This window comes from Herbaspirillum sp. 1173, assembly GCF_031455335.1.
GTDB classification, from domain to species: Bacteria; Pseudomonadota; Gammaproteobacteria; order Burkholderiales; family Burkholderiaceae_D; genus Herbaspirillum; species Herbaspirillum huttiense.
The window spans coordinates 49,220-74,686 of record NZ_JAVDSP010000009.1 but is presented as its reverse complement, the minus strand read 5'-3'; the positions used below and the strand labels follow the sequence as shown (position 1 = coordinate 74,686).

22 protein-coding genes are annotated in these 25,467 nt (G+C 62.7%); 7 read left to right on the top strand and 15 right to left on the bottom strand.

Annotation, left to right across the window (positions count from 1 at the left end; translation table 11 throughout):
• Window positions 1–48: 48 nt before the first annotated feature.
• The 6 genes from J2X56_RS22550 to J2X56_RS22525 form a co-directional block, all read right to left on the bottom strand.
• Complete coding sequence (locus J2X56_RS22550; RefSeq protein WP_209569886.1) at window positions 49–792, bottom strand: amino acid ABC transporter permease; 744 nt, start codon at window positions 790–792, stop codon at window positions 49–51.
• A gap of 167 nt (window positions 793–959) precedes the next feature.
• Window positions 960–1,772: a basic amino acid ABC transporter substrate-binding protein gene (locus J2X56_RS22545; RefSeq protein WP_039783602.1), complete on the bottom strand. Its 813-nt coding sequence runs from the start codon at window positions 1,770–1,772 to the stop codon at window positions 960–962.
• A gap of 316 nt (window positions 1,773–2,088) precedes the next feature.
• Window positions 2,089–2,559: a hypothetical protein gene (locus tag J2X56_RS22540; RefSeq protein WP_121040679.1), complete on the bottom strand. Its 471-nt coding sequence runs from the start codon at window positions 2,557–2,559 to the stop codon at window positions 2,089–2,091.
• Between the two features lie 29 nt (window positions 2,560–2,588).
• Entirely contained in the window at window positions 2,589–3,317 is a 729-nt protein-coding gene (locus J2X56_RS22535; RefSeq protein ID WP_310162831.1) for a T6SS immunity protein Tli4 family protein, read from the bottom strand.
• Between the two features lie 11 nt (window positions 3,318–3,328).
• Window positions 3,329–5,809 (bottom strand): type VI secretion system Vgr family protein, encoded by a 2,481-nt coding sequence (locus tag J2X56_RS22530; RefSeq protein ID WP_310163033.1) that lies wholly within the window; start codon window positions 5,807–5,809, stop codon window positions 3,329–3,331.
• A gap of 507 nt (window positions 5,810–6,316) precedes the next feature.
• Entirely contained in the window at window positions 6,317–8,389 is a 2,073-nt protein-coding gene (locus J2X56_RS22525; RefSeq protein ID WP_121040671.1) for a UvrD-helicase domain-containing protein, read from the bottom strand.
• 126 nt (window positions 8,390–8,515) lie between these two features.
• On the opposite strand from J2X56_RS22525, the gene J2X56_RS22520 reads away from it, so the two are divergent.
• Window positions 8,516–8,986: an SRPBCC family protein gene (locus J2X56_RS22520; RefSeq protein ID WP_034330381.1), complete on the top strand. Its 471-nt coding sequence runs from the start codon at window positions 8,516–8,518 to the stop codon at window positions 8,984–8,986.
• A gap of 107 nt (window positions 8,987–9,093) precedes the next feature.
• Here J2X56_RS22520 and J2X56_RS22515 read toward each other — a convergent pair whose 3' ends face one another.
• Complete coding sequence (locus tag J2X56_RS22515) at window positions 9,094–10,143, bottom strand: YeiH family protein (RefSeq protein WP_121040669.1); 1,050 nt, start codon at window positions 10,141–10,143, stop codon at window positions 9,094–9,096.
• A 161-nt stretch (window positions 10,144–10,304) separates the two neighbouring features.
• Here J2X56_RS22515 and J2X56_RS22510 point away from each other — a divergent pair, with 161 nt between their 5' ends.
• Window positions 10,305–11,207, top strand: a complete 903-nt coding sequence (locus J2X56_RS22510; protein ID WP_121040667.1) for a LysR family transcriptional regulator — start codon at window positions 10,305–10,307, stop codon at window positions 11,205–11,207.
• 25 nt (window positions 11,208–11,232) lie between these two features.
• Here J2X56_RS22510 and J2X56_RS22505 read toward each other — a convergent pair whose 3' ends face one another.
• The gene (locus J2X56_RS22505) at window positions 11,233–11,718 is read right to left on the bottom strand and encodes an asparaginase domain-containing protein (RefSeq protein WP_034330389.1); all 486 of its coding nucleotides are present in this window, start codon (window positions 11,716–11,718) and stop codon (window positions 11,233–11,235) included.
• Between the two features lie 206 nt (window positions 11,719–11,924).
• Here J2X56_RS22505 and J2X56_RS22500 point away from each other — a divergent pair, with 206 nt between their 5' ends.
• The gene (locus J2X56_RS22500; RefSeq protein ID WP_134137018.1) at window positions 11,925–12,689 is read left to right on the top strand and encodes an L-asparaginase; all 765 of its coding nucleotides are present in this window, start codon (window positions 11,925–11,927) and stop codon (window positions 12,687–12,689) included.
• On the opposite strand, the gene J2X56_RS22495 is transcribed toward J2X56_RS22500, so the two are convergent.
• Window positions 12,667–13,653, bottom strand: a complete 987-nt coding sequence (locus tag J2X56_RS22495; protein ID WP_134137016.1) for a D-2-hydroxyacid dehydrogenase family protein — start codon at window positions 13,651–13,653, stop codon at window positions 12,667–12,669. The two genes, J2X56_RS22500 and J2X56_RS22495, sit on opposite strands and share 23 nt — an antisense overlap.
• 125 nt (window positions 13,654–13,778) lie before the next feature.
• Window positions 13,779–14,786, bottom strand: coding sequence for a zinc-dependent alcohol dehydrogenase family protein (locus J2X56_RS22490; RefSeq protein WP_134137014.1), 1,008 nt, complete (start codon window positions 14,784–14,786; stop codon window positions 13,779–13,781).
• A gap of 198 nt (window positions 14,787–14,984) precedes the next feature.
• Between J2X56_RS22490 and J2X56_RS22485 the strand changes: the two genes are divergently transcribed.
• Together J2X56_RS22485 and J2X56_RS22480 are read left to right on the top strand one after the other, a co-directional pair.
• Window positions 14,985–15,875: a LysR family transcriptional regulator gene (locus tag J2X56_RS22485; protein ID WP_121040661.1), complete on the top strand. Its 891-nt coding sequence runs from the start codon at window positions 14,985–14,987 to the stop codon at window positions 15,873–15,875.
• A gap of 386 nt (window positions 15,876–16,261) precedes the next feature.
• Window positions 16,262–18,130 (top strand): phosphoenolpyruvate carboxykinase (GTP), encoded by a 1,869-nt coding sequence (locus tag J2X56_RS22480; RefSeq protein ID WP_121040659.1) that lies wholly within the window; start codon window positions 16,262–16,264, stop codon window positions 18,128–18,130.
• 92 nt (window positions 18,131–18,222) lie between these two features.
• On the opposite strand, the gene J2X56_RS22475 is transcribed toward J2X56_RS22480, so the two are convergent.
• The gene (locus J2X56_RS22475) at window positions 18,223–18,675 is read right to left on the bottom strand and encodes a thioesterase family protein (protein WP_121041349.1); all 453 of its coding nucleotides are present in this window, start codon (window positions 18,673–18,675) and stop codon (window positions 18,223–18,225) included.
• Between the two features lie 358 nt (window positions 18,676–19,033).
• On the opposite strand from J2X56_RS22475, the gene ahpC reads away from it, so the two are divergent.
• Together ahpC and ahpF are read left to right on the top strand one after the other, a co-directional pair.
• The gene (gene ahpC / locus J2X56_RS22470) at window positions 19,034–19,597 is read left to right on the top strand and encodes an alkyl hydroperoxide reductase subunit C (protein ID WP_008332872.1); all 564 of its coding nucleotides are present in this window, start codon (window positions 19,034–19,036) and stop codon (window positions 19,595–19,597) included.
• A 172-nt stretch (window positions 19,598–19,769) separates the two neighbouring features.
• The gene (ahpF, locus tag J2X56_RS22465) at window positions 19,770–21,371 is read left to right on the top strand and encodes an alkyl hydroperoxide reductase subunit F (RefSeq protein ID WP_121040657.1); all 1,602 of its coding nucleotides are present in this window, start codon (window positions 19,770–19,772) and stop codon (window positions 21,369–21,371) included.
• Between the two features lie 243 nt (window positions 21,372–21,614).
• On the opposite strand, the gene J2X56_RS22460 is transcribed toward ahpF, so the two are convergent.
• The 4 genes from J2X56_RS22460 to J2X56_RS22445 all read right to left on the bottom strand — a co-directional run bounded on the left by J2X56_RS22460 (window position 21,615) and on the right by J2X56_RS22445 (window position 25,368).
• Entirely contained in the window at window positions 21,615–22,769 is a 1,155-nt protein-coding gene (locus J2X56_RS22460) for a D-alanyl-D-alanine carboxypeptidase family protein (RefSeq protein WP_034331763.1), read from the bottom strand.
• Between the two features lie 288 nt (window positions 22,770–23,057).
• Window positions 23,058–23,720, bottom strand: coding sequence for an alpha/beta hydrolase (locus J2X56_RS22455; protein WP_121040655.1), 663 nt, complete (start codon window positions 23,718–23,720; stop codon window positions 23,058–23,060).
• A 78-nt stretch (window positions 23,721–23,798) separates the two neighbouring features.
• Window positions 23,799–24,149: a ferredoxin gene (locus J2X56_RS22450; RefSeq protein WP_039783618.1), complete on the bottom strand. Its 351-nt coding sequence runs from the start codon at window positions 24,147–24,149 to the stop codon at window positions 23,799–23,801.
• A gap of 67 nt (window positions 24,150–24,216) precedes the next feature.
• Complete coding sequence (locus tag J2X56_RS22445) at window positions 24,217–25,368, bottom strand: VanZ family protein (protein WP_310162814.1); 1,152 nt, start codon at window positions 25,366–25,368, stop codon at window positions 24,217–24,219.
• Between the last annotated feature and the right edge of the window lie 99 nt (window positions 25,369–25,467).

Here is a 25,467-nt window from a genome sequence, read left to right as displayed (position 1 = left end):
CAGCGCACGCGCTTCCCGCTGATCGCTGCGGATCGGCGGGCAAAACGGTCAGCGGCGATGCGGCGCGCTGTACTTTTTTTCCAGACGGGCCACCACCAGCGCCAGGCAGATGGTCATGGAGAAATACAGGATGGAGATGGTGATATACGGCTCCCAATAGCGGGCATACGTGCCCGCCACGGTACGCGCGGCATAGGCCAGTTCGGCCAGGCCGATGGCCGAGACCAGCGAGGAATCCTTCAACAGCGTGATGGCTTCGTTGCCCAGCGGCGGCAGCATGCGGCGAAACGCCTGCGGCAGCACCACGTAACGCATCGTGAGCCCGTAGTTCATGCCCAGGCTGGCGGCGGCATAGGACTGGCCGCGTTCGATGGACTGGATGCCGGCGCGGAAGATTTCCGAAATGTAGGCCCCTGCATTGAGCGACAGCGCGACCGTGCCGGAGAGGAAGGCACCGTAGTCCTGCTTGATGGTGCGCGCCAGTTCGCCGGTGATGAGCAGGCCGTGTTCCTGTTGCACCAGCAGCGGCATCACCGCGAAGTGGATCAGCATGATCTGCACGAACAGCGGCGTGCCACGGAAGAAGGCGACGTAGAAGCTGGCCAGCCAGCGCAGCAGCTTCAGCGGCCACTTCCACGGACCATGCTGCAGGTCGGCCAGGCGCAGCATGCCCACCAGCAAGCCGATCACGGTGCCGATCAGGATACTGATCAGCGACACCTGCAAGGTCATGAGGACGCCCTTGGCGAACAGTGGCGCGTAGCCTTGGATGATGCTCCAGCGGAAATCCATGTCGGACTCGATTGGTGGTTGAAATCGGGAAAGGAACAAAACGGGGACGGCGGCCGGGGCCGCCGTCTTGTTGCCGGATCAGGCAGTCATGCACTCAAGCACTCATGCACTCATGCAGTCCTCTGCTCCTGTAGAGGTCGGCAGGAGCAGCGGGACGGCGTGCGGCCTTATTTGCCGAAGTATTGTGCGCTGATGGCGGCGAAGCTGCCATCGGCCTTCATGTCGGCCAGGCCCTTGTTGATCTTGGCCAGCAGTTCCGGATCATCCTTGCGCACGGCGATGCCGTAGTCTTCCTTGGGGAAGCTGGGATCGGTGACGGTACGCAGCTTGCTGTTGGGGTTGTTGGCGATGTAGTTCTTGACCACCGGTTCATCGGCCACGACGGCGTCGACGCCACCGCTTTCCAGTTCCTTCAGGGCCAGCGGGGTGGAGTCGAAGCGCTTGATCTTGGCGCTGTTCTTGCCCAGCACCTGCTGCACCAGTTCGTCGCCGGAGGTGGCGCTCTGGGTACCGACGGTCAGGGGCTTCAGGTCGTCCATCTTGCTGACCTTGGTGTCGGCGGCCGGCAGGGCGATGGTCTGGGTGGCCACGAAGTAGGGCTCGGAGAAGGCCACCGACTTCTTGCGTTCATCGGTGATGGTGATGGCCGAGATCAGCAGGTCGCGGTCACCTTGCGCCAGGAAGTTGAAGAAGCCTTCGAAGGGCGTCGGTACGAACTTGACTTCGATGCCGATCTTCTTGGCCAGGGCCTTCATGACGTCGATGTCGAAACCGACCACATCCTTCTGTTCGTTTTCCGAGGAGAAGGGCGCATAGGCCGATTCCACGCCGACCACGTAGACGCGGGCGGCTGCGGCTTGCGGTGCCGGGGTGGCGGCGCTCTTGTCTTCCTGCTTGCCGCAGGCGGCCAGGCCCAGCATGCCGACGAAGCCGGCGGTCAGCGCCAGCGTACGGGCGTGGCGGGAGAACATCTTGATCATTGCTTGATTTCCTTGTCTGGAATGGTTTGGGGCAACAGGGGCAGACGAGCGGGTAGCGCGGCGGGCGGTGTTGCTTGGGTGAAACTCGGGGATTTTTTTGCAGGCGGCATTGTAAACCGCCCGGGGGTGGTGGCGGGCAATGGTGCGTCAAAAAGGGGCAGGAAAAGGTGGGAAGCGTGGCGTGAGTGCAATTTTCAGGGCGGGCGGGTGGAAATTTCGCCCCTGTCGGTGAACTACATGAGACCGCCGGCAACTCGTCAGGTTGCCGTGGAGAGGCACGAGGTTCAAATCGGATATGCCGTCTTTCATTGCGACTTCAGGGGGCCTCGGGATCGGCGTAAACCATCTCTTTTGTATAGGTGGAATAGAAAGCCGGGTTATCCACCTGCTTGCTTAGCCAAAAATAAAAGTCGATGTCTTCACGCTCATTGTTGTACGGGTGTAGCCCGATACCGAACTTGGGCTCTATCCACATCTCGAAGACATGCTGGTCTTCGTGCAGCAGACGAAAGAGCGTTTTCTTTTCAATATCGCTCAATCTGATTTTTGTTTTGCCGAGAGACATTGGATACAGCAGATCATTCAGTAGCAATACCGGGCCTTTAGGGGTGGCGAACAGGGCTACGGTAGTGAGTGCGGGGGCCTCGCTTTCTACCTCGAAGAAGCCGAAGCAGATCCGTCGGGGGTTGACCGATGCTTCGCTAACAAGCCGTCTTTCCAACGCTACCAGATCAATCAGCAACAATCGCGCTGACGAATCAAACTGGGCAAGTGCGATGTGGTTCATGTTCAAGACCTCCGACACGGACTGCAGGATCAGAATGCACCAGGCCGGGTACGCAACGTCGCGATGACCTTGTCCCAGAGGTAGACAGCTTCGGCGTCGCTCAGGCTGGGGGCGAGAATGGGTGGCGGATAGGGGGCCTCATCGGGGTCCTCGGGCTCAGGTTCGGGTTTGCGTTTGCCTACGGCCATTTCCACCTCGATCATCGGATTGCTCACCCCTTCTTCTCGCCGCGTGTCCTCGTAGAGGAACTGGAGGGTCGGAATCTTGGTGTGTTCATCCGGGGCCATATACAGCACCTCCTGTCCGGGCAGGTGGTGATAAAGCCTGCTGCTCCTGATGAGGCGGCCGCCGTCCGTCTTCCAGATGGGTGCAAGAAATTTCATCCGGTCCAGCAGAGTGTCGGTGTCGCGCAGACCGGATAAGGTCGCTAACGTGAAATACACATCGTCGACGTCCTTCAGATGATAGAAGAAGCGCAGACTTTCATTGCTTGAAGCGGGGCCCGTGACAAAGCCGTTGAGGATGCAGGTGCCCTGGCCCGAGGGGATTTCGTCGCCACGGGGGCGGGTGCGATGGTAGACCTTGAGCAGGGCGGCCAGTTTTTCGGGGGTGGTGTTTAATACTGTTCCTTCGGGATATTTCTCCTCCGAGTAGCGTCTGTCTCTCGCATCAATTTCCATCTTGATTTGATAGCCATCACGCCAATCCATGAGCTCAAGAGTGGGCGTCAGTACCCGTTCGCTATTGTTTTTGCTCATGATGGGGGGCGTTATTCTGGAAGGATGCGCAGGGAGGTGTTCTCGACGAACAGACTCTTCTGCAGGCCGGTCTTGCCTTGCGCGTCGGTCGTGCCGCGGACTTTGGTGCCGTCGCCCCGGACGATTTCAAAGCGCCGGTTCTTGACAGGTGATTGGTCATACGGCCACCTCAGGACGAACTCTTCGTCGAATGGCAGTGCTGCCGACGACTTGTTCATCTCGTAGGCCAAGGTGGAAGGCCCCTGCATGGCATGGGTGCCCGCCTTGGCTTCCCAGGCTCCTGACGTCCCTTGCGTGATTCCCGATGCGTTGAGCCGGATGAAGGAACCCCCTGCCGTAATGAGCACTTCCTCTTTGGCACGAATCTCCACCCGTCCGCTTGCGGACAGCAACCGCGCCACCTTCTCTGCAATCAGGTCCAAATCATCGCTCTGCGCCTGCACCTCCACCTTGCCCTTGGCGGAGAACAGCTTGATCCCGGCCTTGAAGGCGAACAGGCTGATCTTCTCGGCCACGGTGGCCAGCAGGCTCTTTCCGGCGGCGATGCTGGTATCCGTTCCTGATGAGAGCGTGATTTCGGCACCAGCATGCGTGTGCACGCCTTTGGGCGTGGTCAGGCCAATGCCATCCGGGGAGGCCGCCAGCAGAATGGCTTGCTTGAAGCGATTGGCCTGCGCTTGCGACGGATCCTCGTAATCCGCCTGCGTGGCATCGGCGAAGTCGCGCAATGACTCATGTCCCGCCAAAGGTTCCGCACCAGCTTTCGCTGCCGTCTCCGACAGGGTCCGGCTGAGGGATGCACCGGCCTTCAGCTGGCCGCTAGCCTCGCTGGCATCGAGTTGTGTTCCCTGTGCGCCTGGCCGTCCATAGGTGCTGATGTACAAGCCCTTGTGCGTGACGATGGCACCGTAGGCATCGGTGCTGAGGGCGAAGCCGCTGCCGAAGAAGCCGCCACGTTCGTTGCCCGTCTGGCTGACCATGTAGCCGAGATTCAATTGCGCATGGGTATGGGTGCTGTAGAGATGAATCCGGTTCTGCTCAGGGGTGTCGTCCATCACCATCTGGTTGAAGCCGGTGCCGCCGAATTCCTTGGACTTCATGCCCGAGAGCCTACCGTTGGTATGCCACTGCGGGCGTTGCTCCCCATTGAACAAGCGCCCGGTCACGACCGGCCGGTCCGGGTCGCCGTTGAGGAAGGAAACAATGACTTCCTGTCCGATGCGCGGCACCTGGATGGCACCCCAGGACTGGCCGGCATTGGGATAGCTCACCCGCACCCAGCATGACGCCGCCTCGCTGCCGGGATTGATCCGGTCCCAGCGGAACTGGACCTTGATGCGATCGAGATGATCGGTATAGACCTCTTCGCTGGCCGGCCCCACGACGATGGCCGTCTGCGGCAGCATGACCGGCCTGGCATGAGTACGCGCAGCACGAAACGGCAGCTTGCGGCGCTGTACCTCAAAGCGGTTGAAGCAATGGCCGGTGTGTTCGTTGTCCGTTTCGTCAACTTGCCGCTCGCGCCGGATATACTCCTTGAAGGCCGCCAGCGCAGTGCTCAGGCTGCCCGGAAAATCCAGCGCCTGATGCGACAGGGGAAGATTGTTCTCGATGAACCAGTCGATGGCCAGGATGACGAACTGGCGTTCCCCGTCCGGCTCTGTCCGATGCCGGGGATGGTCTTCCAGCCTGAACCAGCGCCCGCAAGCCAGATTGCGCACGCCCGAGACGGCAGCGTAGCGCTGCATGGAAGACTCCCACTGTTCCACCTGCAGGTCGGCCTGGCGATTGCCCTGTTCCTGCAGCCTGAAACTGTACGCGCCGGTGTACTCATACATCTCCAGCTGCGCGGGCAGGTGGCCGTATTCGGGCATCACCTGTTCTTCGGCCTCCTTTTGCATGCGAGGCGATTTGTAGTCGTCGGTGCGGCCCCGCCATGTCTTGGAGGAAAGCGTGCGGCTGGCGCTCCAATGCAGGATCTTGTCGAGCTCGTCGCGGGGGCCAGCACCGTGGAAGGCGATGCCTTGCTGGGGCGGGCCGGGCAGGTTCCAGGTGTTGTCGGTGATGACCAGAACGTGACCGCTGCCATCTTCCCGCTGCTCGTGATGGGCGAACCAGCCTTCCTCTTCCATCAGGCGCTGGACGAAATGCCAGTCGGTTTCGTACTGCGTGCAATAGGATCGCGGGACGTAAGTTCGTTCAAGGACAAAACGGTAATGGCCGCGTGCTTGCGGATGGTTGTTGAAGACGTCAGCGAGGATGTCCTCGGTCCGCTTGTCCTGCCAGATACGGGCGTCCTTGCGAAAGCGCAGGAAATGCAGCCAGGGAGAAAACGTGAGCTGGCAGAAATCGATCTCGCCGTCACTGCCCAGGCGTTTTGCGGTATGCACGTAGCCATGCCAGGGCAGGGTATCGCCGTCATGCTGCCGGATCCACAGCGTGACTGGCTGAGCAATCAACTGCTCCAGCGCGATGCCGGTGTGCGTGCTCAGCAGATCGAGGGTGACTTCGTAGCCGTCATTGAGTCGCTCGGTGGCGATGAGCCGTTGTGGCAGAGGACGTCCGGCCCGAGTGTCGAGTCCAGCTGGAGCAGCCGGCGATGCTGCGTGATGCGCGCTTGGGAGCGTGGTGAATCATTCGGCGAGGGTGAGGGCATGCGATGCGGCTTCCGGAGAGAATTCGCGCAGCCGGGACCATGCCAGTGAACAAACAGGAAAAAACGCAGGACTTCTTGCGAAGCGCGCCTGCCCGGTTTGAAGGAGGATGTCCCGGATGCGGCCAATGCCCATGGACTCCTCGGTACAGCCGGGGCCTCGGGCGACGAAGGCGACAGTCTCCGTTGCGCGAGGCACTTTCTCAATGGAAGAAATTCTATTTTTCCGCCAAATTATTTTGGCAATTTTGATCGGCAGTCCACTCGTTGTGAAGCGATGACGGTCAAACGGATGGATGCAGCGGGTTGAGGAAACCTGCCTTGCCAGTCCCTGAAAAGGCAGGTGCTAACTTTGTTCCGGCGTATTGCGCGGCTTCTGCAACAGCGCCTTCAAATTGGCCAGCCGCGCCTGCGGCGTGATCTTCTCGCTCTCCTGCGGCACCGCCTCGCCTTCATCCAGGCGCATCTCCTTGACGAAGCGCGAGATCTGGCATTCGATCACTTCCTTGGCGCGCTTGCGGCGCTTGCACCAGGACAGGTGCAGGGAACGTTGCGCGCGCGTGATGCCCACGTACATCAGGCGGCGCTCCTCTTCCACGCGCGCAGCAGCAGCCTCGGGCGGGGTGTCGGGGTCGCCCTTGTGCGGCAGGATGCCTTCCTCCACCCCCACCAGGAACACGTGCGGAAACTCCAGTCCCTTGGACGCATGCAAGGTCGACATGCGCACCGCATCCTGCTCTTCGTCGCGCCCTTCGAGCATGCTCATGAGCGCCACCATCTGCGTGATCTCCAGCAGGTTCTTCTCTTCACCCTCGCCATCGCGGCCGCCACAGGCGCGTTCCTTCAACCAGTTGATGAAGTCCACCACGTTCTGCCAGCGTGCCAGCGCCGCGCGCTCCTCGAAGCTGTCGTAGAGGTAGAACTCGTAGTTGATCGCCTCCATCATGTCGTCCAGCACCTTGCCCGCCTCTTCGCCGCTGCCGGACGGACCCGGCCGCGTGGCGCGCGATTCCAGCGCATTGATGAAGTCGCAGAACTTGCGCAGCGGCAGCAGCTGGCGGTCGGTCAGCTTGTCTTCCAGGCCGCCCTTGTAGACCGCCTCGAACAGCGAACACTGCCACTGCCCGGCCAGCGTGCCCAGCACCTCCAATGTCGCCTGGCCCACGCCACGACGCGGCGTGGTGACCGCGCGGATGAAGGCCGGGTCATCGTCCTGGTTGGCGATCAGGCGCAGGTAGGCAATGATGTCCTTGATCTCGGCACGGTCGAAGTAACTCTGTCCGCCCGACATCACGTAGGGGATGCGTTCGCGCCGCAAGGATTTTTCCAGGATGCGCGCCTGGTGGTTGCCGCGATACAGGATGGCGTAATCGGCAAACTTGGCGCGCCGCTCGAAGCGGTGCGCCGAGAGCGTGATGGCGATCTGGTCGGCTTCGGCTTCTTCATCATCCATCGCCATGACCGTGATCGGATCGCCCAGCCCGTGCTCGGACCACAAGGTCTTGTCGAACAGCTTGGGATTGTTGGAAATGACCGCATTGGCCGCCTGCAGGATGCGCGTGCTGGAACGATAGTTCTGCTCCAGCTTGATGAGGTGCAGGTTGGGAAAATCCACGCCCAGCAGTTTCAGGTTCTCGATGGTCGCGCCGCGCCAGGCATAGATGGCCTGGTCGTCGTCGCCCACGGCGGTAAACATCGGCTTCTTGCCCACGCCGGTCACCAGCAGCTTGACCAGTTCGTACTGGCAGGTGTTGGTGTCCTGGTATTCGTCGATCAACAGGTAGCGCAGCTTGCGCTGCCAGCGGTCGCGCACTTCCTCGTTGCTGCGGAACAGTTCCACCGGCAGGCGGATCAGGTCATCGAAATCGACCGCCTGGTACGCCTTCAGCGTAGCCACATAGCTGCGGTAGATGCGCGCGGCCTGGGCTTCGTCTTCGGTGCGGGCATTCTTTTCGGCCAGCTCGGGATCGACCAGGCCGTTCTTCCACAAGGAAATGGAATTCTGGATGCCGCGGATGATGGCCTTGTCGGTAGTGACCGCCAGTTCTTGCACGAGGGAAAAACAATCGTCGCTGTCCATGATTGAAAAGCGGTCCTTCAGCCCCAGATGCTTGGACTCCTGCCGCAGGATCTTCACGCCCAGCGAATGGAAGGTCGAGACCGTGAGGTGCTTGGCCTGCTTGGGATCCTTGAGCAGCTTGGCGATGCGCTCCTGCATTTCCAGCGCGGCCTTGTTGGTGAAGGTGAGCGCGGCGATGTTGCGCGATTCGTAACCGCAGTTCTCGATCAGGTGCGCGATCTTCTGCGTGATCACGCGGGTCTTGCCCGAACCGGCACCGGCCAGCACCAGGCAGGGCCCGGCCATGTAGTGGACGGCTTCGCTTTGCGGCTTGTTCAGGCCGAAGGAGGGTGCGGACATACGGAGGCGATCGGCGTGGGCAGGAGAAGAAACGAGGCGCCATTGTAGCAGCCCGCCCGACCGGCCCGGCTGCGCCTGTGGGACAATGCCCGCATTGCCGGCGGCAACAACAACACGAGAGCAACCATGAAATTCAACCATCTCATCCAGATCAACGATCCGCTCAATCCGCTGATCGATTCCCTGACCCGCGAGCAACTCTGGCGCGGCCTGGTCCTGCGTGCGGAGTCGCCGCGCCTGTTCATGCCGCATCTGGACGACTGCCGCCTCTCCGAAAAAAGCCTCGACAGCGTGCGCCGTGAGTTGCGCTATGGCGAGCTGGTCATCATCGACAAGGTCACTTACCTGCCGCAGATCCAGGTGCTCTATGAAGTGCCCTCGCAGGGCGAGATCCCGGCCTCGCGCATGAGCATGACCATCGAGGAGCCTCAGGCCGATGTGCTCTTCGTGCGCTTCGAGTATGACGACGGCAAGCCCGAGGATGTCACCGGCGAAGAAGCTTTCTATGACAACTTCCGCCGCTCGGCTTATCAGGAAGCCGATATCGATACGGTGCGCATCATCCGCGAACTGACCCAGCGTGGTGAGCTGCATTGAAGAAACTGAATCAAGTTTCCCGTTGAGTCAGTTTTCCTGATGCAACAAAACAAGAAGGCGCGCTCCCTGCGGAGCGCGCCTTTTTGCTTGATGAGGTGGAGTGGGCCTCAGGCCAGCAAGCGTCCCAATGCGCCATTGACCAGGGCACCGCCAATCACCAGCCAGGCAAACAGCACCGCACCGAGGATCATGGGCTTGATGCCTGCACTACGCAGCGCCGAGAGATGGGTGGACAAGCCCAGGGCCGCCATGGCCATGGCCAGCATCAGCGTATCGGCTTGCAGCACCAGCTGGTTGACCGCGGCCGGCAGCGGGAAGAAGGAGTTGAACACCACCACACCGATGAAGGCAAAGGCGAACCAGGGAATCGACAGCTTGCGTTGCTGGTGCTGGTGTCCGGTGACGGACGGCGCCGCCTTCATCGACAGCATCAGCAGGAAGGGCGCCAGCATCATCACGCGGACCATCTTGGTGATCACCGCGACGTCGGCCGTGTGCTGATCGATGGAGCGTGCAGCGGCCAGCACCTGCGCCACTTCATGGACGGTGGAACCGATGTAGACGCCGAAGTCCGGCAGGCGCAGGCCCCACACGGGTTCGGCCTGCAGCGTATAGAGCAGCGGATAGAGGAAGATCGCCAGCGACCCGAAGATGACCACGGTCGAGACCGCCACGGTGACCTGCTCGCTGCGGGCGCGCAGCACCGGCTCGGTGGCCATCACGGCAGCCGCACCGCAGATCGAGCTGCCGGCACCGATCAGCAGCGCGGCATCGCGATCCAGCTTCAGCAACTTGGTACCGACCAGCCAGGCCAGGCCGAAGGTGGAGAGCAGCATCGCCGCATCGATCACCACACCGGCCACGCCGACGTGGGCGATGTCCTGGAAGGTCAGGCGGAATCCGTAGAGAATGATGCCCGCACGCAGCAGCGTCTGCTTGGAGAAGCGCACGCCCTCGCCGCAGTACGCACCGAGACGCGGATAGACGGTGTTGCCGATCAGGATGCCCAGCACGATGGCCACGGTCAGGGCCGAGAAGCCGTGATTCTGCAGCCAGCCGATATTGCCCAGGCTCATGGCTGCCCAGGCGACGGCGCCTGAAAGCGCCAGTCCGGCGGCGGCCGGCGGCAGGGAGGAGGTCTGGATGGCGGTACGCATGGGGCTCTCCACGAAGGGTGTGCTGTCGATGGAGTGCACTTTACGCGCCGGGCTTATAAAAGAAAAACGCGTTATTTTGCTAATATCTACCTGTTTAACAGGTAGATGGACGGTGACGTTTTCTGCGCACCCCCATGTCGGAAATGCATAAAGGAGGATCGATGAGGATCACGCTGCGGCAATTGCAGATTTTTCTGGCCGTGGCCCAGTCGGGTTCGACCACGGCGGCGGCCGGGCTGGTGTCGCTGTCGCAGTCGGCGGCCAGCGCTGCATTGAACGAACTGGAGAGCCTGCTGGGCGTGCAGTTGTTCGACCGTGTCGGCAAGCGGCTGGTGCTGAATGACAGCGGCCGACAGCTGCTGCCGCAGGCGCGCCACATGCTCGATGCGGCCCAGACCATCGAGCGCCAGTTCAGCGATCCGGCCGCCGGCAGCGACCTGCACCTGGGGGCTTCCACCACCATCGGCAGCTATCTGTTGCCGGCCATGATCGCCGCTTATCGGCGCAGTCATGCAGGAGCGCGAGTGCGCGCGCTGGTGGCCAATACCGCCGATATCGTGGAGGCAGTAGTCAACTTCGAAGTGGATGCGGGGCTCATCGAAGGGCCCTGCCATGCCGATGATGTGCAGGTGGAGCCGTGGATGACCGATGAACTGATCGTGGTGGCCGCGCCCAAACACCCCATCGTCCGCGCGCGCCGCAAGATCACCCTGAAGATGCTGCGCGAAGCCGACTGGCTGCTGCGCGAGGCCGGGTCCGGCACGCGCGAGGCGGTCGAGCATGCGCTCATTCCCTACCTGCACTATTTGCCGTCGTCCTTCGAGTTCGGCAATTCGGAAGCCATCAAGCGCGCCACCGCCGAAGGCCTGGGCATCAGCTGCCTGTCACGTTCGGTGGTGGAAGATTTGATCGAATCGAGGAAGCTGGTCGAACTGGACACGCCCCTGCCGACCTTGCGCCGGCATTTCTACATGGTGGTCAGCCGCCACCGCGCGCCTTCGCCCAGCCTCGCGGCGCTGCTGTCGTTCTGCCGCGACTGGGCGCAGCGGCAGGCACCGCACTGAAGACGGGGCCTGCCAAAGGCCGGAATCAGATCGGCTCGAAAACGCCCGCGCTGCGGTTCTTGGCCACCTTGTTCCAAGCGAAGATGCGGCCGTTCATGGCCACATACACCCCCGGCGGCAGGACCTGGGCTACGCCGCAGGCAAAGCCGAAGTTGAAGAAGGCGTCGGAATTGGCGATCTCGTAGGGGATCATGGCGCCGGTCAGCACCACGGTCTTGTCGGTGAGCGCCTGGCCGAGCACCTGGGCGGTCTGCTGCATGGTGTCGGTGCCGTGGATGATGACGATGGCCTGCTGCGCCGAGGCCTGGCAGGCTTCCAGCACGCGCTGGCGGTCGCCGTCCTGCATCTCCAGCGAATCGAGCAGGCGCAGGGTTTCCAGGGAGACTTCGGTGGTGATGCGGGCGCGGGCGATGACGTCCGGCAGGTGGCTCTCGCCAAAGCCAAGCTGGCCCGCGATTTCGTCGTAATGCTTGTCGAAGGTGCCACCGGTGGCGATGATGCGCAGGCTCATGGGTTTCCTATCTTCCAACTGGTCAAAATGTTCACATCGCGGGATAAGCAAGATGCGGTCCCGGACGCCGCGTGCCAGCCGCTTCCCCCCGGATAGCCGCGCTATGGCTGCTGGCAGGCGCTATCTTACACGCAGGAAGCTTCATTTTCGTGTCGAGACGGGCGGGGCCGGAGCGATTTTCCAAGGACATTTATAATGGACCGCATATGAAACCTCTGGCACCCGGCACCGTCATCTTCCACCGCCATCGCGGCTATGGCGTGATCGTGCTCGTCAACCTGATGACGGGCTGGATTTCTGCGCGCTTCGGCAGCGAGGTGCGCACCCTGGACCTGAACCTGTCGTCGGACGAAGTGCAGCACGCCGATGGCACGCCCATTTTGTTTCGCCGCGCTCCGCCGGACCGCATGCCGCATGCGCGCCTGATGGCCATGGTGCGCGAGCTGCATCGTGCCGGCTACCAGCGGCTCTACCTCTACAGCTGGCCCAAGCCGTCCGGGCTGCACTGGCGCTGGCATCTCTTCAGCGGCCCGCGCAACTGGATCGAGCGGCCCTGGCGCGAGGGCTGGTATGGCTCGGGCGCCGATTACAACTTCAATCCGGTGATGGGCTGGGGCGACGGACCTTCTTCGTCTCCCGAGGAACTGGCGCGCCTGCTGGCCCAGTTCGACCCGCAGGGACTGGCCCAGGCGCTGGGCGAAGACGAAGCCCACGCCAGCTGGTTCGAGCTGGTCTGCGCCACGCTGTTGCCGGATTACGCCTTCAGCCTCGGCTGGCACAGCAACGGCAGCATCCCGGAACACCTGCCGGTGATCCCGATCCGGCGCAACGTCCCCGAATACGCCGGCCCGCCGCTACCTTGGCCGCCGGGTTGGCGGCACCTGTGGAAGCGCGCCGGGGCCGTGCCCCAGCTCACCTATGACCCGCCGGTCAGAACCATTCACCGCATCACCCCAGAGCCTCAGGATTGAGCACGTTCTTGGGCGATCCGGCGGCGTAGTCGACGATGTTCTGGAAGGCCGCGCGGAAGTAAAGTTCATATCCGTCTTTTTCCACGTAACCCAGGTGCGGGGCGGCCACCACGTTATCCATCTTCAGCAGCGGTGAATCCACCGGCAGCGGCTCGCGCTCGTAGACGTCCAGCGCAGCCAGTCCGGGACGGCCGGCGTGCAGGGCCGCTTCCAGCGCATCGGCCTCGACCAGTTCGGCGCGGCTGGTGTTGACGAAGCAGGCAGTCGGCTTCATGCGGGCCAGGTCGCTGGCCTTGACGATGCCGCGCGTGGCGTCGTTCAAGCGCAGGTGCAGGGTCAGTACGTCGGCCTGGGTGAAGAAATCTTCCTTGCTGGCGGCAGCTTGCAGACCATCCTTGACGGCTTGCTCGCGGCTGGCCTCGCGTCCCCACACCACCACCTGCATGCCGAAGGCGCGGCCATAACCGGCTACCAGCTTGCCGATCTTGCCGTAGCCCCAGATGCCCAGGGTGCGCCCCTTCAGGGCGGTGCCGATCAGGTTGTGATGCGGCGTGGGCGAGACCTGCTGCCAGGCCCCCGCGCGCAGGGCGCTGCAGTATTGCGGCACGCGGCGCATGGCAGCCATGATGAGGGCCCAGGTCAGCTCGGCCGGTGCGGTCGGGTCGCCCACGCCTTCGACGATGGCAATGCCGCGCGCGGTGGCGGCGGCCACGTCGACATGCCCGCTGACCTTGCCGGTCTGGGAAATCAGTTTCAGCAGGGGGAGTTTTTCCAGCAGGGGCTGGGTGAGGGCGGTGCGTTCGCGGATCAGCACCACGGCGTCGAAGGGCGCCAGCCGCGCGGCCAGCTGGCCGGTGCCGCGCACGGTGTTGGTGAAGACCTTGACGTCGTGGCCGTCGAGCAGACGGAAGCAATCTAGGTGGCGCACGGCATCCTGGTAGTCGTCGAGGATGGCGATTTTCATGGGAAGTCTCCTGGCACTCTTGAGGGGCTGTGACCGGCCACCTGCGTGGCCGGCGTGGGCGTCCATCATAAAGCGATTGCCGGGATTCGGCACGGGCGGTGCTGCCTTGGCCGCTTCCCCGCCACTCAAATGCCGATGTCGATGACCAGCTTGCCGCGCGCCTGGCCCTCGGCCACCAGGGCGTGGGCCTGGTTGACCTGCTCCAGGGTGAAGCGGCGTTCGTCCATCAGGATCCGCAATTTCCCGGCATCGGCCAGGCCTGCGGCTTGGCGCATGATCTGGCCATGGCGCGCGCGGTCTTCGCCGGTCAGCAGCGGCAGCAGGGTGAAGACGCCCGAATAGGTCGCGCCCCGGAAGGACAGCGGCGCCAGCTTGTGCGCGCCCCAGCCGAGGCAGCTGACGACATGTCCTACATAGCGGCGCGCCGCGGCGAAGGAGGCGTCCAGCGTAGCGCCGCCGACGGTGTCGTAGATGACGTCGAAGCCTTTGCCGGCGGTGTGTTGCTGGACGTAGTCCTCCACCTGCTGGCTGCGGTAGTCGATGGCGGTGGCGCCCAGGCTTTCGATGAGGCCCTGCTGGTCGGCGCTGCCGGTGGCATAGACCTCGGCACCGAGCGCACGGGCGATCTGCACGGCGATGTGGCCGACCCCGCCTGCGCCGCCGTGCACCAGCACTTTCTGGCCGGGCTGTACGCGGGCGCGCTCGACCAGGCCTTCCCACGCGGTGATGAAGATCAGGGGCAGGGCGGCGGCCTGGCGCATGTCCAGGCTACGCGGCTTGTGCGCCAGCAGGTCGGCATCCACGGCGGCGAACTGGGCCAGCGAACCCGGCACGCCGCCGATGCCGCCGGTCATGCCATAGACCTCGTCACCGGCAACGAAGCGCGTTTCGCCAGGCGCGACTGCCTCGACCACGCCGGCCAGGTCGATGCCGAGGATGGCCGGCAGGCGAGCCTGGGCGTGGGCTGCGTTGCCGGCCTGGATCTTGGTATCGAGCGGATTGACGCCGCTGGCGACGACGCGCACCAGCACCTGGCCGGGGCGCAGCGTTGGTGTTTCGATCGGGGCAAGCGACAAGGGGGTGCCGAACTGGGTCAGCAGGGCGGCTTGCATGAGGGAAGGGGCGTTGGACATGATGACTCCTGAATGTGGTCTGGGTGAAGGAAGCATCGCCTCACCGCATGGCGGCTGGTCGATGCACGCAGTCTCCCGGTTTGCCTTGCGCCGAAAAAGCGGGCAACGCCAAAGTCAGAATTGCGCATCGGCGAATAATCGGCCGCGCACCATGGCCTAGAATCAGGGCACCAACAACGACAGCACAGGGAGAACACCATGGACCGACTCGACATGCTCAAGGTCTTTTGCGCCGTGGTCGAGGCGGGCGCATTCAGCCGGGCGGCTGAAAAGCTGTCCATGTCCACCTCCTCCGTGACCACTCACGTGGCCGCACTGGAGGCGCACTTCAAGGTGCGCCTGCTCAATCGCACCACGCGCAGCATGTCGCTCACCGAAGAGGGGCGGCATTGCCACCAGCAGGCGCTGCGGCTGCTGGCCGACATGGGCGAGCTGGAGGCGGGTTTGCGGGCCTCCGATACGCGCCCGGCAGGGCTGCTCCGGGTTGACCTGCCCAGCGTCATCAGCCGGCGTTACGTGGCGCCGGCGCTGCCGGACTTCCTGCGCCGGTATCCCGAGCTGGAGCTGCGCGTGACCGTGAGCGACCGCATGGTCGACATGGTCGAAGAAGGGTTGGACGTGGTGGTGCGCATCGGTACCCTGGCCGACTCCGGCATGGTGGCGCGCAAGCTGGCCAGCACCCGCTACCTGTGCTGCGCGGCGCCGTCCTACCTGCAGCAGCACGGCTGGCCGCAGACGCCCGAGGCGCTGGACCAGTTCGCCTGCCTGGGTTTCCTGAATCCGCGCACGCGTATGGTCAAGCCCTGGCGTTTCAGCCGTGACGGCGTGGAAAGCTCGCATATTCCCAAGGGCCTGCTGGCCATGGATCATGTGGAATCCATGGTGGCCGCCGCGCAGGCCGGGGGAGGCATCATCCAGCAGATGTCGGTGACCCTCGATCCGGCCATGCAGGAGGGTAGCCTGGTGCCGGTGCTGCCGGAATGGCAGGTGGCCGGTCCGGACATCGTGGCGCTTTACCAACCAACACGCCGCGAGACAGCCAAGGTGAAAGTTTTCGTCGCGTTTCTGCAGGAGATATTCACAGCGTGAATGGCATATCGCCCGCAATGCCCCGCAAATCCAGTGTTCATGCGGTTTATCAAGGAATGACTGTTATATCCCACGGTAATGAATTAACAGATTTTTTTTGATTTGTAATTACCTACTACATAAGTCGGGTATTTTTCGCTACAAATTTGCGTAAATTCCGTTTTATCGGGGTACAATCGCTGCCACTTTCCTGCACTCTCGACTGTCGAAGAGTGAGCAAAACCCGCCGCCAGCAAGGAGGCGGGCCGGGTGGCCGGGCTCCTGGAGACGGCCCCCATCGACAAGACCGCCGTATTGCAGACTGGCGTGCGTATCCCGCCAGGCCGTGCAACGACGATCCTGCCGTGCCAACCGAATTCATCAACTTGTGGCATTGGAGGTAGCATATGAACCAACCCCTCATGGCAGGCATTCCCGCAGTCAATGCGCCCGCCTACGTCAAACACCAGAAACTGATCAACTGGGTCGCCGAAATTGCCGCGCTGACCAAGCCGGCTCGCATTTACTGGTGCGATGGTTCGCAGGAAGAATACGATCGTCTGTGCGCTGAAATGGTCGCCGCCGGCACCATGAAGAAGCTCAACGAAGCCAAGCGTCCCAACAGCTACCTGGCCTGCTCCGATCCGTCGGACGTGGCCCGCGTGGAAGACCGCACCTTCATCTGCTCGCAGAACAAGGAAGACGCCGGCCCGACCAACAACTGGACCGATCCGGCCGAGATGCGCCAGACCCTGAACGGCCTCTTCGACGGCTGCATGGCCGGCCGCACCTTGTACGTGGTGCCGTTCTCGATGGGTCCGCTGGGTTCGCCCATCGCCCACATCGGCGTGGAATTGTCCGACTCCCCCTATGTGGCCGTGAACATGCGCATCATGACCCGCATGGGCAAGGCCGTGTATGACGTCCTGGGCAGCGATGGCGAGTTCGTGCCCTGCGTGCACACCGTGGGCGCACCGCTGGCCGCCGGCCAGAAGGATGTGGCCTGGCCGTGCAACGCCACCAAGTACATCGTCCACTATCCGGAAACCCGCGAGATCTGGTCCTACGGTTCGGGCTACGGCGGCAATGCGCTGCTGGGCAAGAAGTGCTTCGCCCTGCGCATCGCCTCCACCATGGGCCGCGCCCAGGGCTGGCTGGCCGAGCACATGCTGATCCTGGGTGTCGAATCCCCGGAAGGCAAGAAGCACTACGTGGCCGCCGCTTTCCCCTCGGCCTGCGGCAAGACCAACTTCGCCATGCTGATCCCGCCCAAGGCCTTCGGCGGCTGGAAGGTCACCACCATCGGTGACGACATCGCCTGGATCAAGCCGGGTGCCGATGGCCGCCTGTATGCCATCAACCCGGAAGCCGGCTATTTCGGCGTGGCCCCGGGCACCAACGAAAAGAGCAACTACAACTGCATGGCGTCGGTGTCGGCCAACACCATCTTCACCAACGTGGCGCTGACCGATGATGGCGACGTCTGGTGGGAAGGCATGACCAAGGAAGCCCCGGCGCACTTGATCGACTGGCAGGGCAAGGACTGGACCCCGGAAATCGGCAAGGAAACCGGCCGCAAGGCAGCGCACCCGAACGCCCGCTTCACCGTGGCCGCGACCCAGAACCCGGTGATCGATCCGGCCTGGGATGATCCGGCCGGCGTGCCGATCTCGGCCTTCATCTTCGGTGGCCGCCGTTCCACCACCGTGCCGCTGGTGACCGAAGCCCGCAACTGGGTGGAAGGCGTGTACATGGCCGCCACCATGGGTTCTGAAACCACTGCTGCGGCCGTCGGCCAGCAGGGCGTGGTGCGCCGCGATCCGTTCGCCATGCTGCCGTTTGCCGGCTACAACATGAGCGAATACTTCCAGCACTGGCTGGACATCGGCAAGAAGATCGCCGCCTCGCCCGCCGAGCTGCCGAAGATCTACTGCGTGAACTGGTTCCGTACCGATGCCGACGGCAAGTTCGTCTGGCCCGGCTTCGGCGACAACATGCGCGTGCTGAAGTGGATGCTGGACCGCATCGAGGATCCGCAGGGCGTCAAGACCGGCGGCGTCGAACACCTGTTCGGCGTGACCCCGCGCTTCGATGACCTGCAGTGGGAAGGCCTGGACTTCAGCGCCGAACAGTTCGCCACCATCACCTCCATCGACAAGGCCGCCTGGGTCAAGGAACTGGAGCTGCATGCCGAACTGTTCGACAAGCTCAAGCACAAGCTGCCAGCCGAACTGCAAGGCGTGAAGGACAAGCTGGAGAAGAAGCTGGCAGCCTAAGCTGACCGGTTCGGAGAAGACAGGAAGCGCCTGCCGCAGCGATGCGGCGGGCGTTTTCTTTTTGGGGTGGCGGATCTGGCGGAAGCGTTTTTTCAGCCCGGCATCAGCAAGGTCAGCGGCATGAGCGCCGACCGCAATGCCTCCGGCAACGCCACCGGTCTGCGGCTGGCGCGATCCACGTACACATGCACGAAGTGGCCTTGCGCAGCGGCAGTCTCTTCCCCCGCCTTGAAGATGCCCAGCTCGTAACGCACGCTGCTGCGGCCCAGATGCGCCACGCGCACGCCCACTTCAATCAGGTCCGGAAAGGCCACGGAAGCGAAATAGTTGCACTGCGTTTCGATGACCAGCCCGATCACATCCCCCCGTTCGATATCCAGCACGCCCCGCTGCACCAGGTAGTGGTTCACGGCGGTATCGAACCAGCTGTAGTAGACGACATTGTTGACGTGGCCATAGACATCGTTGTCCATCCAGCGTGTCGCAATCGCGTGGAAGTGCAGGAAATCGGCGCGGCGGCCGGGTTGGGGACGGTGCTCGCTCATCGGTTCATCAGGGTCAGGATTGGTCAGCTTGTGCACCTGCACAAGAACGGCGTGCTTGCAGTAACATTGCTCCCACTTCCGCTCGCACCCGCTCCTTGGCGCGGCCGGAAGTGTTCCATCTTAAGCGATCACGGTCAGAGATTGGCCAGTGTCGCGCTTGCATCTGCGCAGGCCGATGCCATGTGTTTCCGGTGACCGCGTCGTTTTGCGGGCGCCGGCGCTGCCGATAGCCTGATCCTCAAGACTGATAGTTAAATCCAATCAAAAGTATTGATTAAATAAAATTGATCTATTTTGTTTGGCGTTCTACTATTCAACCCATCGCTTCACTCAACCCCCCTTTAAAAGGAAATCGACAATGTCCCTGATCAACACCACTATCAAGCCGTTCAAGGCAACCGCTTACCACGATGGCAAGTTCGTCGACATCACCGAAGCCACCCTGAAGGGCAAGTGGTCCGTGTTCGTGTTCTACCCGGCCGACTTCACTTTCGTGTGCCCGACCGAGCTGGAAGATCTGGCCGACAACTACGCTGAATTCAAGAAGCTGGGCGTTGAAATCTACGGCGTGTCCACCGACACCCACTTCGCTCACAAGGCATGGCACGACACCTCGGAAGCCATCAAGAAGGTCCAGTACCCGCTGGTGGGCGACCCGACTGCAACCCTGGCACGCAACTTCGAAGTGCTGATCGAAGAAGAAGGCCTGGCACTGCGCGGCACCTTCGTGATCAATCCGGAAGGCGAAATCAAGGTCATGGAAGTGCATGACAACGGCATCGGCCGTGACGCTTCGGAACTGCTGCGCAAGGTCAAGGCTGCCCAGTACGTGGCCTCGCACCCGGGTGAAGTCTGCCCCGCCAAGTGGGAAGAAGGCGCTGCCACCCTGAAGCCTTCGCTGGACCTGGTCGGCAAGATCTAAGCAACACCCCGCCGTATCGCGCCAGCCAAGCGCTGTTCTCCGGCTGGCGCTGCACTGAACATCCCTGCAGTATCCGTCCTGGCCCGCTCCCCCCGGGCAAGCGGCCGACCCCCACAAGGGCGAGGCCGTGGTCAGGGCGACCCTAGAATCTCTCAACGAGGAAGTAATCATCATGCTTGATGCCAATCTCAAGACCCAATTGAAGGCCTATCTGGAAAAGGTCAGCCACCCGATCGAGATCGTCGCGTCGCTCGATGATGGCGCCAAGTCCCGTGAGATGCAGGAACTCCTGCAAGACATCGTGCTGCTGTCGGACCGCATCAAGCTGGTCGAGCAACGCGGTGCCGATGCCCAGGGACGTACCCCGTCCTTCAGACTGAACCGCCCCGGGACCCATATCAGCGTCGAATTCGCCGCGATCCCGATGGGCCACGAATTTACCTCCTTGGTGCTGGCGCTGCTGCAAGTCGGCGGGCACCCGGTCAAGCTCGACGACAAGGTCATCGAGCAGATCAAGAACCTGGACGGCGATTATCGCTTCGAGACCTATGTCTCGCTGACTTGCCAGAACTGCCCGGAAGTCGTGCAGGCGCTGAACGTGATGTCCATCATCAATCCGCGCATCCAGTCGGTGACCATCGACGGCGCGCTGTTCCAGGGTGAAGTCGAGCAACGCCAGATCATGGCCGTGCCGACCGTCTACATGAACGGTGAAGTCTTCGGTCAGGGCCGTACCGGCGTGGAAGAGATCCTCGCCAAGCTCGACACCGGTGCCGCTGCCCGCAAGGGTGAAGAACTGAGCGCCAAGGAGCCGTATGACGTGCTCATCGTCGGCGGTGGCCCCGCCGGTGCAGCGGCTGCGATCTATGCAGCGCGCAAGGGTATCCGTACCGGCGTGGTGGCCGAGCGTTTCGGCGGCCAGGTGCTCGATACCCTGGCCATCGAGAACTTCATCTCGGTGCAGGAAACCGAAGGCCCGCAATTCGCCACCGCGCTGGAACAGCACGTGCGGGCCTATGACGTCGACATCATGAACGTGCAGCGCGCTGAAGCGCTGGTGCCGGGCGACAAGCTGATCGAAGTGAAGCTGGCCAATGGCGGCGTGCTGAAGGGCAAGACCGTGATCCTGTCCACCGGTGCCCGCTGGCGCAACGTCAACGTGCCGGGCGAGCAGGAATACAAGAACAAGGGCGTGGCCTATTGCCCGCACTGCGATGGTCCGCTGTTCAAGGGCAAGCGCGTGTCGGTGATCGGTGGCGGCAACTCCGGTGTGGAAGCAGCCATCGACCTGGCCGGTATCGTCGCCCATGTGACCCTGATCGAGTTCGCAGCCGAACTGAAGGCCGATGCGGTGCTGGTGCGCAAGCTCAAGAGCCTGCCCAATGTGACCATCGTGACCTCGGCGCAGACTACCGAGATCACCGGTGACGGCCAGCGCGTCAACGGCATCAGCTACAAGGAACGTGAAACCGGTGAGGTCAAGCACGTGGAACTGGAAGGCGTGTTCGTCCAGATCGGCCTGGTGCCCAACACCGAATGGCTCAAGGGTACCCTGGCCTTGTCCAAGCACGGCGAGATCGAGATCGACGCCAAGGGCCAGACTTCGATTCCGGGCGTCTTCGCGGCCGGTGACGTCACCACGGTGCCGTACAAGCAGATCGTCATCGCCGTGGGTGCAGGTGCAACGGCTGGCCTGTCGGCCTTCGATCACCTGATCCGTTCGTCGGCGGATGATGTGGCACCGGCAGTAGCCAAGGAAGCGGTCGCGGCCTGATTGCTGTTTGATTTCAGCCAGCCAGTAAAGCAGTAAAAGAAACGCCACCGGTTCGCCGGTGGCGTTTTTGTTTCTGGCTTGGGGTATGTGATCCGATGCATCCAAGGGTTTGCGTATACGTATCGGCATGCAATGCGTGGCCTTGGCAGCGCACATGAAAAAACGCCATCGGGTGACCGATGGCGTTTTCTTGACTTGCTCATCTTGCTCATCTGCCGCCGTGGCGGCAGAACCGCCTGAGGATTACTTGAACATCAGGCGCAGCGAGTCCCAGGCGCGGCCGATGAAGCCAGCCGGGCCCACCGATTCCAGCGCGATCACCGGCAGTTCGGCCACGGTCTTGTCATCGATGGTTACCTTCAGGGTGCCGACCTTGGCGTTTTCCGAGATCGGGGCGATCAGCGGATCATTGCGTTCCAGCTTGGTCTTGACCTTGTCAGCCGTGCCCTTGGGGATGGTGATGTAGACGTCGTTCTTGAAGCCGACCTTGATCTTGCTCTGCGAACCCTTCCACACGTCAGGCGTATCCACGGCCTGGCCCTTGGCATACAGCTTCACGGCGTCGAAGTTCTGGAAGCCCCAGTTCAGCAGCTTCTGGCTTTCCTGGGTGCGGACCTGGTCGGAAACCGTACCGATCACCACCGAGATCAGGCGACGCTCGCCGTTGGGCACCGGGCGATGGGCCGAGGTGATCAGCGAATAGCCGGCGCTGGAGGTGTGGCCGGTCTTCATGCCATCGACCGTCGGATCCAGCCACAGCAGGCGGTTGCGGTTGGGTTGGGTGATGTTGTTGTAGGTGAACTTCTTGACCGAGTAATAGCGCTTGTAATAGTCAGGGAAGTCGTTGATCAGGTTGCGGCACAGAATGGACAGGTCGCGCGCGGTCGTGTACGTGTCGGCGCTGGGCAGGCCGTGCGGGTTGCTGAAGTGGGTGTTGGTCAGGCCCTGGCGCTGCGCTTCACGGTTCATCAGCTGCACGAAGGCATCTTCCGTACCGGAGACCGCTTCGGCCACGGCCACGGCGGCGTCATTGCCGGAGACCGAGATCAGGCCATACAGCAGGTTGTCGATCGAGACTGGCTTGTTGGGCTCGATGAACATCTTGGAGCTGCTCGGATCGACCTTCCAGGCGTTGACTGAAACGTTCACTTCCTGCTCCAGGCTCAGGCGCTTGTCACGCAGGGCGGCGAAGGCCAGGTAGGCGGTCATCAGCTTGGTCAGCGAGGCCGGTTCCACGCGGGTGTCGGCGTCGCTGGAGGCGATCACCTGGTTGGCCGAGGCATCCAGCAGCAGCCAGCTCTTGGCCGCCACGGTCGGCGGCGGCAGGCTTTGGGCGGAGGCGGTCAGGGCGGAAAGGGAAAGGACGGTTGCGGCAAATGCCGCGAGAAGCTTTTTCATCGGTGCCTAAGAAAAATTGCCAGCACGGGGGAACATCGTAGCTGTTGGTTTGAAAAGAGGGTGAGGCAGGACGGATCAGTCTGGTTCAATCGATGCGAACAACCGCAATGGCGCGCGCTGCGCCGGTCTGGCTGGTCGCACTGAATTATAAAACGTCATGTGGCATCGTTCCCAATTGAATGGATCTTCATCCCCGAAAATCCCCTCACGATACCGGCATGCACCCTGGCTCTGGCCTCGTACAGCGCCGCCATGCTTCCGGATGAACGCCGGACGTGCCGGAAACCTTCAGGCCGGAAGCTGCGCCGGGCGGCGATGCCAGCTTTCGACCACGACGTTCTTGATATGTTGCAGCTTGCGGTGAAAAAAGTGATCCGAGCCCGGAATCACCACCACCGGCAGCTCCTGCGGGCGCGCCCAGTCCAGGACGGCGGACAGGGGAATGGTGTCGTCCTGCTCGCCGTGGATCAGGATGGTATTGGCCGGGGCCGGCGGCATGGGCCACTTGCCGGCGGCGGTGCCGACCAGCACCAGGCGTTCGGCGGCGCTGGCCGCCTCCTGTTGCAGCAGGCGCTGCTGCAATTGCGCCTGAACGAAGGTACCGAAGGAGAAACCGCCCAGTGCCAGCGGCAGGTCAGGATATTGCGCGCGCATGTGCTGCAGAAGCAGGGCCATGTCGTCGGTCTCGCCGGCACCGTGGTCGTGCACCCCTTCGGACTTGCCCACGCCGCGGAAATTCATGCGCACCGCCACGTAGCCCAGCGCCAGGAAGGTGCGGGCCAGGGTTTGTGCAACCTTGTTGTCCATCGTGCCGCCATACAGAGGATGCGGATGGGCCACCAAGGCCAGGCCGACGGGCGCGGCGAATTGCTCGGGATCCGGCAGGTCGAGTGCGCATTCGAGCTGGCCGACGGCACCGGCGATCTGGAAGTTTTGGGTATGTACGTTCATGGCGTGCGGGGAAACGGATGAGGGGAAGCTTGCTGCGCCCGGCATTCAGGGCGGCAGCATGATCAAACTTTCATATCGTCAGATTTTCAGGCGGTCCACGACCTTGCCGCCGACGATGTGGCTGTCGATGATTTCGTCGATGTCTTCATTGTCGACGTAGGTGTACCAGGTGCCTTGCGGGTAGATCACCACCACCGGGCCTTCTTCGCAGCGCTCCAGGCAGCCGGCCTTGTTGATGCGGACCTTGCCGGGCGCGGACAGGCCCAGTTGCTTGATGCGCTTCTTGGCGTGTTCCTGCGCGGCCTGCGCGCCCTTGTCGGCACAGCAGGTACGCTCGCCCGGCTTGCGCTGGTTCAGGCAGAAGAAGACGTGATGTTCGTAATAGGGTTGCTCTTGCTCTTGCTCTTGCGGTTGCTCTTGATCGCTCATGGAATGCCCTGTGGAGAGTGACGGCAGTGCCGGCGCGGGCCGGCAAAGCGTCAATGATACACCCCGCTCAGCCCGGCCTGCGGTGCACCGGGTGCAACAGGAACCAGATCGCCAGGAAGGGCCACAGCACCGACAGGAACTGCGCGGCCCCGTCGAAGTTGAGGAATTTGCCCTGGACCCAGGTCTCCAGCGTGGAGAGGTAATAGGGATTGGCCGGGACTGCGTTGGTCACCACCAGGCTCAGGATCAGTGCCAGCGCTGCCACGCGCCGCTGCGCCGTAGGCGGGGCCCAGGCCAGGCCGACGATCATCAGCGTCCCCAGCATGATACCGCCCACGGCACTGGGAGAAATCCAGACGAAGGCATTCTGCGGCGCGAAGAACAGCGCGCAGGCCAGCGACTTGGCCGCGATGCAGGCCAGCAGGTAAAGCGTTACCAGCCGCCGGCGCGGGGCCTGGCGGCGCATCAGCAGCAGCACCAGCAGGGCCGCGCCGGTCAGGCCGCAGGCGGTGACGATGACGTCGGCCAGCCAGTATTGCTCGGCGCTCGGTTGCGCGCTGTTGAGCCAGGTGGTGGCGAGGTCGATGGGGGTATCGAACAGGTCGGAAAAGAATGCAGACAACGGCGGCACCAGATGTCCCAGGCCGAACAGGTGATTCTGTGGATAAATCAGCGCCAGCGGCCACAGCCACGCTACCACCAGCCCGCGGCTGGCCGCGCCCGAGAACCAGCGGCGGCGCAGCATCAGGAAGCGGCTATCCTCCAGGAAATAACGACTGCAAGCTGCGCCCAGCACGGCCCCCAGCGCCACGCCCAGCGAATTGGTCAGCAGGTCGAGATTGGAGGGCACGCGCGTGGGCAGGTAGGTCTGCACCGCCTCCATGCAGGCCGACAGCAGCACACCGGCCACCGTGGCCGGCCATATCGCCCACCAGGGGCGCAGATGCGGGTGTAGGGCCAGCACCAGCAGCAGGCCCAGCGGGATGTAGCCGGCCACGTTGGTCCAGACGTCGAACACGGTCCAGTAGTAGGGCAGGCGCGCGCCCAGGTAATCGAAGGGTTTGATTCCCATGTCGCGCCAGCCGGAGAAGGGATACCAGCTGGCATAGACGATCAGCAGGGTATAGACCAGCAGGCTCACGCGCGCGAACGACGAGGCTGCCGGTGCACTGGCCGGGGTAGCGGGAGGCTCGGAGCGGGAATCGGGTGGAACGGGCATGGGCCAGAGGGTAACCGATTTCGGGCCAGGCAGCGCCGGCCGGCTGCCGTCTTTACCATTGCAGCGTGCCCGGCCCCCCCGCGCAGGTGCGCTCTGCCG

What these genes read in the sequence shown, in the direction of transcription:
- J2X56_RS22550 (WP_209569886.1), bottom strand. Translation starts at nt 792, where the DNA reads ATGGATTTCCGCTGGAGCATCATCCAAGGCTACGCGCCACTGTTCGCC.
- J2X56_RS22545 (WP_039783602.1), bottom strand. Translation starts at nt 1,772, where the DNA reads ATGATCAAGATGTTCTCCCGCCACGCCCGTACGCTGGCGCTGACCGCC.
- J2X56_RS22540 (WP_121040679.1), bottom strand. Translation starts at nt 2,559, where the DNA reads ATGAACCACATCGCACTTGCCCAGTTTGATTCGTCAGCGCGATTGTTG.
- J2X56_RS22535 (WP_310162831.1), bottom strand. Translation starts at nt 3,317, where the DNA reads ATGAGCAAAAACAATAGCGAACGGGTACTGACGCCCACTCTTGAGCTC.
- J2X56_RS22525 (WP_121040671.1), bottom strand. Translation starts at nt 8,389, where the DNA reads ATGTCCGCACCCTCCTTCGGCCTGAACAAGCCGCAAAGCGAAGCCGTC.
- J2X56_RS22520 (WP_034330381.1), top strand. Translation starts at nt 8,516, where the DNA reads ATGAAATTCAACCATCTCATCCAGATCAACGATCCGCTCAATCCGCTG.
- J2X56_RS22515 (WP_121040669.1), bottom strand. Translation starts at nt 10,143, where the DNA reads ATGCGTACCGCCATCCAGACCTCCTCCCTGCCGCCGGCCGCCGCCGGA.
- J2X56_RS22510 (WP_121040667.1), top strand. Translation starts at nt 10,305, where the DNA reads ATGAGGATCACGCTGCGGCAATTGCAGATTTTTCTGGCCGTGGCCCAG.
- J2X56_RS22505 (WP_034330389.1), bottom strand. Translation starts at nt 11,718, where the DNA reads ATGAGCCTGCGCATCATCGCCACCGGTGGCACCTTCGACAAGCATTAC.
- J2X56_RS22500 (WP_134137018.1), top strand. Translation starts at nt 11,925, where the DNA reads ATGAAACCTCTGGCACCCGGCACCGTCATCTTCCACCGCCATCGCGGC.
- J2X56_RS22495 (WP_134137016.1), bottom strand. Translation starts at nt 13,653, where the DNA reads ATGAAAATCGCCATCCTCGACGACTACCAGGATGCCGTGCGCCACCTA.
- J2X56_RS22490 (WP_134137014.1), bottom strand. Translation starts at nt 14,786, where the DNA reads ATGTCCAACGCCCCTTCCCTCATGCAAGCCGCCCTGCTGACCCAGTTC.
- J2X56_RS22485 (WP_121040661.1), top strand. Translation starts at nt 14,985, where the DNA reads ATGGACCGACTCGACATGCTCAAGGTCTTTTGCGCCGTGGTCGAGGCG.
- J2X56_RS22480 (WP_121040659.1), top strand. Translation starts at nt 16,262, where the DNA reads ATGAACCAACCCCTCATGGCAGGCATTCCCGCAGTCAATGCGCCCGCC.
- J2X56_RS22475 (WP_121041349.1), bottom strand. Translation starts at nt 18,675, where the DNA reads ATGAGCGAGCACCGTCCCCAACCCGGCCGCCGCGCCGATTTCCTGCAC.
- ahpC (WP_008332872.1), top strand. Translation starts at nt 19,034, where the DNA reads ATGTCCCTGATCAACACCACTATCAAGCCGTTCAAGGCAACCGCTTAC.
- ahpF (WP_121040657.1), top strand. Translation starts at nt 19,770, where the DNA reads ATGCTTGATGCCAATCTCAAGACCCAATTGAAGGCCTATCTGGAAAAG.
- J2X56_RS22460 (WP_034331763.1), bottom strand. Translation starts at nt 22,769, where the DNA reads ATGAAAAAGCTTCTCGCGGCATTTGCCGCAACCGTCCTTTCCCTTTCC.
- J2X56_RS22455 (WP_121040655.1), bottom strand. Translation starts at nt 23,720, where the DNA reads ATGAACGTACATACCCAAAACTTCCAGATCGCCGGTGCCGTCGGCCAG.
- J2X56_RS22450 (WP_039783618.1), bottom strand. Translation starts at nt 24,149, where the DNA reads ATGAGCGATCAAGAGCAACCGCAAGAGCAAGAGCAAGAGCAACCCTAT.
- J2X56_RS22445 (WP_310162814.1), bottom strand. Translation starts at nt 25,368, where the DNA reads ATGCCCGTTCCACCCGATTCCCGCTCCGAGCCTCCCGCTACCCCGGCC.